Source organism: Algoriella xinjiangensis (assembly GCF_900115015.1).
GTDB lineage: Bacteria > Bacteroidota > Bacteroidia > Flavobacteriales > Weeksellaceae > Empedobacter > Empedobacter xinjiangensis.
In genome coordinates, this window is sequence record NZ_FOUZ01000005.1 from 133694 (window position 1) to 146818 (window position 13125).

Here is a 13125-nt window from a genome sequence, read left to right on the forward strand (position 1 = left end):
AAACTCTATTTAGACTTATGAATGAATTTGAAAACCAGGAAAAGGTGGATGCAGAAGGAGTCTTTTCCAAGGTATTAAGAGCTGGCCGCAGGACCTATTTTTTTGATGTGCGCGAAACAAGAGCTGGAGATTATTACTTAACAATAACAGAAAGTAAGAAAAACACGCAAGATGATGGTGCAGTTTATTACAAAAAACACAAAATTTATTTATACAAAGAAGATTTTGAAAGTTTTAAAGAAATGTTAGACGAAACAACTGATTTTGTTTTTGCACAAAAAGGACAAGAAGTAATTTCGGAAAGACATCAAAAAGATTTTGATTTAAAAACTAAAGTTGAAAGTAAAGATGATACGCAAGTAGAATCTTTTACGAATATCGATTTCGAAGATATTTAGACTTATTAATATGCGTAAAATAAAAACCTCTCAATTTGAGAGGTTTTTTTATGGCGTTTTATCAGAAAATATACTATTAAATAAAAAAAAACTCCCGAAAGCTAAATGCTTCGGGAGTTTTATATTTAGTTTAAAACTAATATTACTTTAATAATTCTTCTACTTTATCAGCAGCATCTTTTAATGTAATTGCAGAGTGAACTTCGAATCCTGATTCATCAATCATTTTCTTAGCGATTTCTGCATTTGTTCCTTGTAAACGAACAATAATAGGAACATTAATTTCGTCACCCATATTGTTGTAAGCATCTAAGATACCTTGTGCAACACGGTCGCAACGTACAATACCACCAAAAATGTTAATTAAAATAGCTTTTACGTTTTTATCTTTTAAGATAATACGGAAACCTTTTTCAACACGTTCAGCATCAGCAGTACCACCAACATCTAAAAAGTTAGCTGGGTTACCACCTGATAATTTGATAATATCCATAGTTGCCATTGCTAAACCAGCTCCGTTAACCATACATCCAACATTACCATCTAATTTTACAAAGTTTAATCCAGCTTCACCAGCTTCAACCTCTGTAGCATCTTCTTCTCTTGTATCACGTAAAGCAGCTATATCTGCATGACGGAATAATGAGTTATCATCGATAGAAACCTTAGCATCAACTGCGATAATTTGATCATCAGAAGTTTTTAATACTGGGTTAATTTCAAACATAGAAGCGTCAATTGCAACATAAGCATTGTATAATGCCGTGATAAATTTAACTCCGTCTTTGAAAGCGTTACCTGATAAACCTAAGTTAAAAGCAACTTTACGTGCTTGGAAACCTTGGATTCCTACAGATGGATCAATTTCCTCTGTAAAAATTTTATCTGGTGTGTGTTCTGCAACTTCTTCAATATCCATTCCACCTTCAGTAGAATACATAATCATATTTTTACCAGTTGCGCGGTCTAATAATACAGAAACATAAAATTCTTCAGTTTCAGATTCACCAGGATAATAAACATCCTCAGCAACTAAAATTTGATGAACTTTTTTACCTTCCGCAGAAGTTTGAGGTGTAACCAATTGCATCCCGATAATATCGTTTGCTCTTTCTTTAACCTCGTCTAAGTTTTTAGCAAGTTTAACTCCGCCACCTTTTCCACGACCACCTGCGTGTACTTGAGCTTTAATTACGTACCAACCTGTACCTGTTTGTTCAGTTAACTGTTTTGCAGCTTCTACAGCTTCTTCTGGTGTACTTGCTACGATTCCTCGTTGCACTTTCACACCATATTTACTAAGAATTTCTTTTCCTTGATATTCGTGAAGATTCATTTTTTTTGATTTTTCAATTACAAAAATAAAAATATTGTTGATGAATTCTAAATTTTGACATATTAAATTTATCAGCTTATGTAAAATAGGCTAAAAAATTTACTTATTTAGATTTTCTAAGTTACTAAAAATACTGATATAATAAGTCAAAATGTTTTTAATACAATTTTTAGATCGTATAAGTTACACCACAAAATAATGAAGCAAATTTTAGTGGTGTACAAAAGGTCGTATCTAAACTTAGAACTAATTTATTTAATTTATATATTTACCTCATGATAAAAGCAGAAAATATTGTAAAGAAATTTGGAGATTTAGAAGTATTGAAAAGTGTATCTTTAAATATTTCTGAACGCGAAATTGTTTCGATAGTTGGTGCTTCTGGTGCCGGAAAAACAACTTTACTTCAAATATTAGGAACCTTAGAAAAAAGTACTGAACCTAGAAAGTACAACACAAATATTTCGATTGCGGGACAAGATATTACGAAACTAAATGACCGTGATTTATCAAAATTTCGAAACGAAAATATTGGATTTATTTTTCAGTTTCATCAATTGTTACCAGAATTTAATGCCTTAGAAAATATTTGTATTCCAGCGTTTATCAAGAAAACAAAAAAAGCAGAAGCAGAAAATCGCGCAAAAGAGTTGATGTCATATTTAGGATTAACAAATCGATTAACTCATAAACCAAATCAACTTTCGGGAGGAGAGCAGCAACGTGTTGCAGTGGCAAGAGCGTTAATCAATCAACCAAAAGTTGTATTTGCAGATGAGCCTTCGGGAAATTTAGATTCGAAGAATGCAGAAGAATTGCACGAATTATTTTTTAATTTACGAAATGAATTTGGTCAAACCTTTGTAATTGTCACACATAACGAAGAATTAGCAAATATGACTGATCGTAAATTGGTAATGGCTGATGGTTTGTTTGAAACTAATGCGCAATGAATCAACAAGAATTAAAAGATTTTTTAGACGAAAAAGTTACTCAATATAATACGTTAGATTTTATAGATTCGGATCCGGTTCAAATTCCTCATCGTTATTCTACAAAAGAAGATATCGAGATTTCGGGATTTTTAGCTGCAACAATTGCATGGGGAAATCGTAAAATGATTATCAACAATGCCAATAAAATGATGACTTTGATGGGAAATTCGCCTTTCGATTTTATCATGAATTCTTCTGAAGACGATTTAACTCGTTTTGATGGTTTTGTGCATCGTACATTTAATAGCGATGATTTAAAATTTTTCATCAAATCGCTTCGTAATATTTATCAAAATCATCACGGATTGGAGCATGTTTTTCATCACTATCAAGCTGATGATTCTATGCAAGAAGCAATTTCTCAATTCAAGAAAATATTTTTTGAGGTAGATCATCTACCTCGAACAACAAAACATGTTTCAGATCCATTAAATAATTCAGCCGCAAAACGAATAAATATGTGGTTAAGATGGATGATTCGTAAAGATCAACAAGGTGTTGATTTAGGAGTTTGGAATACGATTTCGCCCTCAAAATTATCTTGTCCTTTAGATGTGCATTCGGGTAATGTAGCGCGTAAGCTTGGAATTTTGACTCGTAAACAAAATGATGCAAAAGCCTTGAAAGAATTGGATGCAAAATTACGAGAAATGGATGCGACAGATCCTGTGAAATACGACTTTGCTCTTTTTGGTTTGGGTGTGTTTGAAGGATTTTAGTATTTAGTTAAGTATTTATTAACACGCTTTTAGAAAATTATTATCTAATTTTAGATTCTACTTTCCTAACTATAAATATTTAAATAAGTTCAAAAAGATCAAAACACAATGGTAAAGATACATGTAGGAGAAGAATTTAGAGAAGTTAGTTTATTAGGAAATTTAAGAAATTTTTATGCAGTTTCAAATTTTGGACGTTTAGTTAGTTTTTTATCTGGAATAGAAGATGACGGAAAATTGTTGAAAGGTAGTTATATAAACGGATACAGAATTTTACGTTACAGTTACAAAGATGAAGCTGGAAAAAAAAGATATACGCAAAATTTAATTTATCATTTGGTTGCAGAAAAATTTTTACCTGCGCCAACAGAAGATCAAACGTATTTGTTGCATCTAGATTTTGTAAAAGATAACGATAATGTGACAAATTTAAAATGGGCAACGAAAGATGAATTTCGAGATCATTTTATGAAAAGTCCATTGTATAAAGATGGAATAAAAAAGTCGCAAGAAACTCGTCAAAAAATGGACGGTAATAAATTGACTTCGACCGATGTTATTCGAATTAAAAAAATATTAGCCAATCCAAATCGTAAAACTCGATTAAGAATTATTGCAAAACAATTCGGAATTAGCGAAATGCAATTGTATCGTATAAAATCTGGAGAAAATTGGGGACATATTAAAATCTAAAATAAAATTAAACAAAATATAAATTTGCAAGTAGAAAGGTATTCATTACAATTGAATGCCTTTTTTTATGAATTATAAGTGTTATTTTTAGACACGCAAAAAAAGAATATGAAAAATTTAGTTGGAGTTAATTATATAGAAAGATTACCGGTTGTTAAAACAGAAAAAACGCCGTTGTTTTTATTGATTCATGGATACGGAAGTAACGAAGAAGATTTGTTTTCGTTTGCACAAGATTTGCCTCAAAATGCGCATATTGTTAGCGTAAGAGCTTTGCATGATATTATGTACGGCGGTTATGCGTGGTACGATATTAATTTTGTGAACAATGAAAAATGGATGGACGAAGATCAAGCAGTTTCATCACGAAATAAGTTGGTAGAATTTATCGATCAAATTGTAGCACAAGAAAATTTAGACGAAAAACAAGTTACGTTGATGGGATTTAGTCAAGGTGCAATTTTAAGTTATGCGATTGCTTTGAATAATCCAACCAAAATAAAAAATGTTGCAATTTTAAGCGGTTATCCCGAACAAAAAATAATTGGAGATTTCGATCAAACTCAAGATTTTTCTAATCTAAACTTTTTCGTTTCTCATGGAACAGAAGATGTTGTTTTACCAATAGAATTAGGTAAAATGGGCGAAGAGTTTTTAACATCTTTAGAAATAAAATTCGAATATCACGAATACAGAAGCGGACACGGAATTGTACCTCAAAACTACCATGATTTGATGGCTTGGGTAAATAATTTTTAAATAAATTTAACTTCTATGGCGTCGCCGTGATATTCTTTTATCGGCGCGTCATAGAATTCTATATTGATATAACGATACAATAATTCGGTTAATTCGCGCTTTAAAACACCTTTTCCAAAGCCGTGAATAAAAACTAATCGAATTTGATTTTCAAACATAGCACGTTCCACCTCATTTCGCGCAACATCTATTTGCGTTTGTATAATTTGTGCAGGATCTAAATCGCGCCAATTATCAACCAAATTTTCAATATGTAAATCAATTTCGCGTGTAACATACGGATGACGATGCGATTTTCGAAATGTTTTAAACTTTGGTTTAGAAAATTCTTTTATTTCCTCATCTCGGTACTCATCATAATCAATATCAATGTCTTTTATAATATCGGTTTGGTTGTATTCATATTCAAAACCAAATTCATCGTCAAAGTAAACACAGTCACCTTTTATTTTGGTAATTGTACCTGAAATATCATCGTCTATCACTTTAACTTTTGTTCCGATTTTGAACATTTATTTAGATTTTATGCAAAATTAAGAATAATTTCATCAGTTTTTAATTTATTGTACTATTCTATTCTAAATCAATATTGTATTTTTGCTTCTCAAACTAACCAAATGTCCAATCAACCTGAAAAAATAAAAGTACTTTTTAGGCTGCGCTCATTAGAAATGGGTGGAGTTCCGAGAGTAGTTTTAGACTTATTGCGAAACTTACCAAAAGATAAATTCGATTTTACATTAATGCTAAATTTATATCAAGGCGAATTGATAAATGATATTCCAAATGATGTAAAATTGATAGTCGTAGAAAAAGGAAAAGAACAAATGAGTTCTAATCCAATAATCAATAAAATACAATTAGCTTTTAGAAGATTAAAATTGGAGATTTATGATAAATTTCCTAGTGTACTTTATGCGCTAAAAGTTCCACAAAAATTCGATATTGAGGTTTCTCCTGGATATGCAGAATTTGATATGGTTTTAAATTCTCCTGATAAAAAATCGCGTAAAATTGGTTGGTTTCACACAGATGTTAGTTACGATAAAGATGAAAAACGCGTATTAAGTAGAATCGAAAAAATGAAACATTTTGATTTTATGATTTTTGGCTCTAAGCAAACGCGTCAAGTAATTGATGATTTGTATCAAGTGCAATATTCAAAAAGTACTGTTATTTATAATGTGATAAAAGTGGATGAGGTTTTGAAAAAAGCTGATTTGGTTGATTATTCTTTTCAGACAGATTTACCCGTTTTTTCTTCGATGGGGCGTTTGCATCACCGCAAAGGATATCATACGTTGATGAAAGTTCATAAACGATTATTGGATGATGGTTTTCAGCATAAAATTGCTGTAATTGGCGGCGGAAATGAAATGGAAAATTTACAAAATCAGCGCAAAGAACTGAATGTAGAAGATTCGTTTTTATTATTAGATTCTCAAACCAATCCTTACCCATATATAAAAGCTTCAGATTATTTTATTTTACCTACACAATCAGAATCTTATCCGTTGGTAATTGGCGAAGTAATGTGTATGCGAAAACCAATTATTTCGACAAATGTTGGCGGAATTTCAGAAATGATTGATGATGGAGTAGATGGTATATTGATAAAATATGATGAGCAAGAAATGTACGATGCGATGAAACAATTTATGACGAATCCAGATTTTGTCACAAAACTTATTCAGGGTGCAGAGACGGCTTATAATAAATTTGATGAAAAAGAAATTTATCGTCAAGTTTCCGAAGTTTTTGAACAACAATATCAATTAAAATTATCACATGCACGAAACTAAAATTACAGTTGTAACACCATCGTATAATCGCGAACATACTTTGCCTCGTGTTTATGAATCATTAAAAAATCAGACATTTAAAGATTTTAAATGGATTATTATGGATGATGGTTCTACCGATGATACAAAAAAATTGATTGAAAAATATCAAGCCGAAAATTTATTTGAAATTGAATATTTTTGGAATGAGAATGCGAAGAAGTTTTACACTGTTTTTAAAGGTATTGAAAAAGTAAACTCTCCTTTTTTTACAATTTTAGATTCAGATGATGCTTATGTAGAAAATGGATTACAGATAATGTATGAAACAATAGTTGCTTTAAATACTAAAGATTTTATATCTGCAACGTTTAATTCTCAGTTTCCTAATGGTGATTTAGTAGGTGATTTATTTTTAAATAATTTTGAAGGATCAATATTAGAAATGAGGTATAAACATAAAATAAGAGGTGATAAACACACAATTTTTATAACAGAAAAGTATCAAAACTATTTGAATAACTTTGATTATACTATTTTTAAAAATAAATATGCTCCTCAGAAAATTTTTTTTAATATTTATGACTCAAATGGAGAAAAAACAAAATTTGTTAATAAAAATGTTAGGATATATTATCAAGATGAAAATGATTTAGCTTCAATGTCTAATGATCGTATAAAGGAAACATCGTATTTAGGACTAATGGAAGGTTATCGGTCTTTTCTTAATTCGTACGGGACAAAACTTTTTAAATATCCTAAAGCTTTAATTCGTAATTTAGTTGGCTATCAAGTCTATTCTATTGTTAATCAGAAGAAATTTGGAGAAATGAACAAAGGTTTAATACATTTTAAATTTTTGTCTTTTCTACTTTACCCTTTCACACTAATTTATTATAAACTGAAGTAATGTTTTACTAAATGACCAACCAACCAACCAACCAAAAAATACTTTTTATTTACTACAAACTCTTTAAAGCAGGCGGTGTTGCTAGAGTTTTAGTTTCATTAGCAAATGAGTTAGTGAAACAAGGAAATGATATTACAATTTTATTGATGATTTCGGATACATCTAGCTTTTTTGAGTTAGATAGTCGAGTAAAAGTAATTTATCTAGATACATTTTCGCATTGGGGTTTTACAAAAATTAATGTAAATCTGAATAAATATACTCCAAAATTACCCTACAAAAATAATATTAAAAACTATGTTTACGATTTTGGACAATGGGAAATGTTACACAAATGGATCAATAAAAATCATCAAGAATATGATGTAATTATTTCTACTTGGTATAAATTATCTACTCAATTAGCTTTAAATAAAAAAGCAAATCACAAAACAATTGCTTGGGAACATGCCAATTTTGAAGGAGGAGGTAAACTTTGGAATAATTTATTACGAAAATATTATAAAAATTTAAAAGCGGTAGTTTGTATTAATTCTCCATCGTTTTCGCATTATAAATCAATAAATAACCAGTCTTTTCAGATTCCAAATTTAATTGGAGAACCTTTTGAGTCTTTTAATTCTGATAAAATTAAAGACAAAGAAAATACGTTGATTTATGTTGGAAGATTAGATTCGGATAAAAATGTAATCGAATTATTACAGATTTTAGAGAATATAAATTTTCGTGATTTTAGCTTTAAAATAATTGGAGATGGACCCTCAAAAAATACTTTAGAAAATATTGTTAATTCTAGCGAAAAACTTAAAAACACAGTTGAATTTTTAGGAAGTAGAAACATTAATGAAATTTATGATGAACTAAGTAAAAGTAAATTGTTTCTGTTTGCGAGTAAAACAGAATGTTTACCAACGGTTTTGATTGAAGCTACATTAATGGCAAACACTTTGATATCTTATGATTGCAAGTACGGACCATCTGATATTATTAGTGAAAATAATGGATTTCTAATTCCGATGCATAATCAAAAAATGTTTCAGGAGAAATTACAGTTTTTAATAGATAATTCCGAAGATTTAGATCAATTACTTTATTCAAGTCTTAAAGATTCTAAAAAATGGTCAAAAGAGGTTATTTTAAAACAATGGGATAAAATTTTAAGGAATAATGAATGATAAAATAAGAACATTTAAATTAAAATTTCGAAGATTTCGTTATTTGATAAAATGGTTCTTTGAAAATCATTTTAACCAAATAAAACCTTATCTAAATTATAGAGAATTAGATTCTAAATCAATTAAAAAATCGCTTATTTTAGCTCCTCATGCAGATGATGAATGGATAGGCAATAGTCAAATTTTAAGTAAAACTTTTTCAACAGTTTATTATTTTCAGTTTTTAGGAAATAATTATTCTGAATCAAATAAAAGAATTCGTAGAAATGAGTTAGAGAATTTGCGAAAAAAAATCAATTTTGATTTAATTCTTTCAGATAATTATGAAGATTATTCTGATTTAGAAAATTTAATTTTGACTCAAAATTTTTCGGATATTTTTATTCCTTTTCCAATAGATTGGCATCAAGAGCATATCAAAGTAAATACAATTTTACATGAAGTTTTAGTTAAAGTAGATAAGAAAATAAACTTAAAATTTTATCATATTTCAGTACCTTTTGCAAAGGAATCTGAAGGTTATTTTTTACCAATTACAAAAAAAGAATTGATTGAGAAAAATAATATTTTTTCTAAAATTTATCAATCACAATATAATACACCAATTAGTAGATTAAATTATCAACAACGATTAAATGCAAAAGGATTTAAATATTACGCAATTGAAAATTATTTAGAATTGGATTTTGAAGAGTGGGCAGATTTATTGACTTATATTGAGAATAATTATGAAACTAAAATTAAGAAAATGATTTTTTCAATAGATAATTTAACCGACATAAGACAACTATCAAATCAAGTTTATACTGATTGGAAATTGAGCCAAATAAAATAACACTTTTATAAGCCATGCAACACTATATAAAACTAATGCGCGTTAACCAATGGGTAAAAAACCTATTTGTTTTTCTGCCACTTTTTTTCTCAGGAAACTTATTAAATATTGATTTATTTATCGAGTCATTTTATGGTTTTCTTATTTTTTCTTTTGTAGCGAGTAGTATTTATATTATCAACGACTATGTAGATATAGAAAAGGATCAAAAGCATCCCGAGAAAAAAAATAGACCATTAGCAAGTGGTAAAATTTCAAAGAATAAAGCTCTAATTTTATTCTTCGGCTTAGTCATTATAACAAGTCTATTAATTTTTTATTTCGCAAATGTAAAAGTTACGCTGTTAGTTGCGGTTTATTTTTTGATGAATATCGCTTATTCATTTAAATTAAAACAAATTGCAATTTTAGATGTTATGATTATTGCATTTGGTTTTCTACTAAGAGTACTGGTAGGCGGTTATATGACAGGGATTGTGGTAACAGATTGGACAATTCTTTTGGTTTTTGATTTAGCTTTAATACTTGCATTAGGAAAACGACGAGGCGAATTAATCAATGCAGATTTAGAAGGTGTAACTCGAAAATCATTAGATGGTTATAATCTTAATTTTCTAAATTCCGCATTGTCAATAACTTGTACGGTAGCCGTGATTTGTTATTTGATGTTTATTTTAGCACCAGACACACAACAAAAATTTCATCATTATATTATTTATACTTTTGTCTTTGTTTTTGCAGCGGTTTTACGCTATTTGCAGCAAACATTCGTATATTTTAAAACAGAATCACCTACAAAACTAATTTTTAAAGACCATTTTTTACAATTGTTAATTGTATTATGGGGAATTAGTTATGTCCTATTAATTTATTTTAATAATGGAAAATAATAAACTCACACCAGTTTCCAATTGGGGACTGTATCCAGCCATAAAAGCAAAAGTAATATCACCAACTACAATTTTAGAATTTCAAGAAGCAGTTCTTTCTAACGAACAATTAATTGCTCGCGGAAATGGACGTTGTTATGGAGATGCATCTTTACAAAATACAATTATATCAACTTCTAAATGGAATAAATTTATCGATTTTGATCGTAAAAATGGTATTGTAGAAGTAGAATCAGGTGTTCGTTTAGACGAAATTTTAGATGTTTCTATTCCTACCGGATTTTTTATAGCAGTAACACCTGGAACAAAATTTATTACGGTTGGTGGCGCTATTTCTTCGGATGTTCATGGAAAAAATCACCATGTAGACGGTTGTTTTTCGGATCATTTAATTCATTTTGATTTAATGATAGAAAACGGTGAAATACTTCGCTGTTCTCGAGATGAAAATACCGAATTGTTTTGGACAACAATAGGAGGAATGGGTTTGACAGGGATTATTTTGTCAGCTCGTTTTATGTTAAAAAAGATTGAAACATCTTACATTAGAAATGAAGCAATTCAGGCGGATAATTTAGATGAAATTTTTGAATTGTTTGAGTCTTCAGAGTCGTGGACATACAACGTTGCATGGTTAGATTGTTTACAAAAAGGTGATACTTTAGGTAAATCAATTATGTTGCGTGGCGAGCATGCTAAGTGGCAAGAATTACCTGCAAGATTGAAAAAGAATCCACTAAAAGTCAATAAAAAACTAAATTTAAATATTCCATTCTTTTTTCCAAATTTTGTTTTAAATCCGCTAACTATTAAGATTTTTAATTGGCTATATTATAACAAGCAAGGAAAAAAGCATTTGAAAAATTTTGTTGATTTAGATACATTTTTTTATCCATTGGATGCGGTTCATAATTGGAATCGTATTTATGGGAAAAATGGATTTATACAATATCAATTTGTGATTCCAAAAGAAAATGGAAAAGAAGGAATGAGAAAGATTCTTGAAACAATTGCAACAAGTGGTAATGGTTCTTTTTTAGTTGTTTTAAAATTGTTTGGAGATAACAATCCTCAAGCGTATAATTCGTTTCCAATGAAAGGTTATACGTTGGCTTTAGACTTTAAAGTGAATGATAAATTAGAAAAATTAATAGCGAATTTAGATCAAATTGTGATGGAGTATGGCGGTCATATTTACCGTACTAAAGACGCAATGTCTACACCAGCATTAACGGATTATTTAAAAAATATTGATTCAATTAAATTCGAATCAATGCAAAACGAACGTATCAACAGATTCAAATAAAAATGATAGTAATAGGATCAAATTCAGATGTAGCAACAGCTTTTGTAGAAAAGGTTTTGAAAGAAGGAAAACGTTTTCCTTTGGTTTATTTATTTACATCAAATGTAGAAAAGACAGCTAAATTGGCACAACATATTTTTGCAAAATATGAGCAAGAATGCGAGATTGTTGATTTTGATTTAACAAAAGAAAATGATTACTCAAGGCTAAATCACATCGATTCTGAATTGCTTTTTTGTGCGGCTGGATATTTAGGAAAAAATTCTGAAGAAGGTTTGTACGATGATTGGAATACAAAACAAATTGTAGAAATAAACTATTCTAAATTGATTGTTTTAATTAATCATTTTGCAAAGAAATTTGAAGCAAAAGGTTCAGGATCAATTATAGGTTTATCGTCTGTCGCTGGAGAAAGAGGTCGTCAAAGTAATTTTATTTATGGATCGGCTAAAGCTGGCTTTACGGCTTATTTGGCAGGTTTGAGAAATTATCTTTTTCATAAAAAAGTACATGTAATGACTGTTATTCCAGGATTTATGGATACACAAATGACCGCAGATATAGAAACGCCTAAACCTTTAACAGCTCAGCCAGATCAAGCCGCAGATATTATTTACAAAGCTTATCTTAAGAAACGAAATGTTGTTTATGTAACATTTGTTTGGTGGGGAATTATGATGATTATTCGTAATGTACCTGAATTTATTTTCAAGAAAATGAAAATGTAATGAAGCGTACTTTATATTTATTTGATTTTGATGGAACATTAACTAATAAAGATACTTTATTCGATTTTTTAAAATTCTCTTTTTCTAAAGCGTATTTTATTAATTATCTATTATTTATGCCATTGTTTGTCGTTTCCAAATTAAAGATTATTGATCCCGGAAAAGTAAAAGAAAAATTTATTTCTCAATTTATGAAAGGTCTTTCTACTCATCAAATAGATAAATTAGCCCAGAATTATTTTGAAGCGAATCATCAAAAATTGATTCATCCAAAAGCAGATGTTTATATTAAATCTATCAATAATTACAATGATAAATTTATTGTTTCGGCTTCATTGGATATTTGGGTGAAACCTTTTGCAGATGATTACGGAATGGGATTAATTTGTACAAAAGCAGGTTTTGATGAAAATGGTGTTTTTACGGGAAAATTTGTTTCTAATAACTGTAATAACGAAGAAAAAAAACTACGAATTGAGAAAGAAATTGATTTATCTTTTTATGATGAAATAATTGCTTTTGGAGATACAAAAGGAGATGAAGCAATGTTTTCTATCGCTACAAAAGCTAATTTTAGATATTTTAATTAGTCGTAATTTA

15 protein-coding genes are annotated in these 13125 nt (G+C 29.3%); 13 read left to right on the forward strand and 2 right to left on the reverse strand.

What is annotated here, in order from left to right:
* Window positions 1-17: 17 nt before the first annotated feature.
* Complete coding sequence (locus BM072_RS05970; RefSeq protein ID WP_092907529.1) at window positions 18-398, forward strand: PUR family DNA/RNA-binding protein; 381 nt, start codon at window positions 18-20, stop codon at window positions 396-398.
* 142 nt (window positions 399-540) lie between these two features.
* Here BM072_RS05970 and sucC read toward each other — a convergent pair whose 3' ends face one another.
* Complete coding sequence (sucC, locus tag BM072_RS05975; protein WP_092907531.1) at window positions 541-1734, reverse strand: ADP-forming succinate--CoA ligase subunit beta; 1194 nt, start codon at window positions 1732-1734, stop codon at window positions 541-543.
* 275 nt (window positions 1735-2009) lie between these two features.
* On the opposite strand from sucC, the gene BM072_RS05980 reads away from it, so the two are divergent.
* From BM072_RS05980 to BM072_RS05995, 4 genes are all read left to right on the forward strand, one after another.
* The gene (locus BM072_RS05980) at window positions 2010-2687 is read left to right on the forward strand and encodes an ABC transporter ATP-binding protein (RefSeq protein WP_092907533.1); all 678 of its coding nucleotides are present in this window, start codon (window positions 2010-2012) and stop codon (window positions 2685-2687) included.
* Window positions 2684-3448: a TIGR02757 family protein gene (locus BM072_RS05985; RefSeq protein ID WP_092907535.1), complete on the forward strand. Its 765-nt coding sequence runs from the start codon at window positions 2684-2686 to the stop codon at window positions 3446-3448. The genes BM072_RS05980 and BM072_RS05985 overlap by 4 nt, the downstream gene beginning before the upstream one ends.
* A gap of 108 nt (window positions 3449-3556) precedes the next feature.
* Window positions 3557-4141 carry a hypothetical protein gene (locus tag BM072_RS05990; RefSeq protein WP_092907537.1) on the forward strand — a complete coding sequence of 195 codons (585 nt, stop codon included), beginning with the start codon at window positions 3557-3559 and terminating at the stop codon, window positions 4139-4141.
* Window positions 4142-4249: 108 nt separating this feature from the next.
* Complete coding sequence (locus tag BM072_RS05995) at window positions 4250-4900, forward strand: alpha/beta hydrolase (RefSeq protein WP_092907539.1); 651 nt, start codon at window positions 4250-4252, stop codon at window positions 4898-4900.
* On the opposite strand, the gene BM072_RS06000 is transcribed toward BM072_RS05995, so the two are convergent.
* Window positions 4897-5412: a Smr/MutS family protein gene (locus tag BM072_RS06000; protein ID WP_092907541.1), complete on the reverse strand. Its 516-nt coding sequence runs from the start codon at window positions 5410-5412 to the stop codon at window positions 4897-4899. The two genes, BM072_RS05995 and BM072_RS06000, sit on opposite strands and share 4 nt — an antisense overlap.
* A 105-nt stretch (window positions 5413-5517) precedes the next feature.
* Here BM072_RS06000 and BM072_RS06005 point away from each other — a divergent pair, with 105 nt between their 5' ends.
* From BM072_RS06005 to BM072_RS06040, 8 genes are read left to right on the forward strand one after another with little or no spacing between them, the layout of a single operon-like run.
* Window positions 5518-6702 (forward strand): glycosyltransferase, encoded by a 1185-nt coding sequence (locus BM072_RS06005; protein ID WP_092907543.1) that lies wholly within the window; start codon window positions 5518-5520, stop codon window positions 6700-6702.
* Entirely contained in the window at window positions 6689-7591 is a 903-nt protein-coding gene (locus BM072_RS06010; RefSeq protein WP_092907544.1) for a glycosyltransferase family A protein, read from the forward strand. The genes BM072_RS06005 and BM072_RS06010 overlap by 14 nt, the downstream gene beginning before the upstream one ends.
* An 11-nt stretch (window positions 7592-7602) precedes the next feature.
* Window positions 7603-8766 carry a glycosyltransferase gene (locus tag BM072_RS06015; RefSeq protein WP_092907546.1) on the forward strand — a complete coding sequence of 388 codons (1164 nt, stop codon included), beginning with the start codon at window positions 7603-7605 and terminating at the stop codon, window positions 8764-8766.
* Between the two features lie 43 nt (window positions 8767-8809).
* On the forward strand, window positions 8810-9601 hold the full coding sequence (locus BM072_RS06020) for a hypothetical protein (RefSeq protein ID WP_177190266.1): 792 nt from the start codon (window positions 8810-8812) through the stop codon (window positions 9599-9601).
* Window positions 9602-9615: 14 nt separating this feature from the next.
* On the forward strand, window positions 9616-10491 hold the full coding sequence (locus BM072_RS06025) for a UbiA prenyltransferase family protein (protein ID WP_092907550.1): 876 nt from the start codon (window positions 9616-9618) through the stop codon (window positions 10489-10491).
* Window positions 10481-11797 (forward strand): FAD-binding oxidoreductase, encoded by a 1317-nt coding sequence (locus BM072_RS06030; RefSeq protein ID WP_092907552.1) that lies wholly within the window; start codon window positions 10481-10483, stop codon window positions 11795-11797. The genes BM072_RS06025 and BM072_RS06030 overlap by 11 nt, the downstream gene beginning before the upstream one ends.
* 2 nt (window positions 11798-11799) lie before the next feature.
* On the forward strand, window positions 11800-12525 hold the full coding sequence (locus tag BM072_RS06035) for an SDR family NAD(P)-dependent oxidoreductase (RefSeq protein WP_092907554.1): 726 nt from the start codon (window positions 11800-11802) through the stop codon (window positions 12523-12525).
* On the forward strand, window positions 12525-13115 hold the full coding sequence (locus BM072_RS06040; protein WP_092907555.1) for an HAD-IB family hydrolase: 591 nt from the start codon (window positions 12525-12527) through the stop codon (window positions 13113-13115). Before BM072_RS06035 ends, BM072_RS06040 begins: the two co-directional genes overlap by 1 nt.
* Window positions 13116-13125 lie beyond the last annotated feature (10 nt).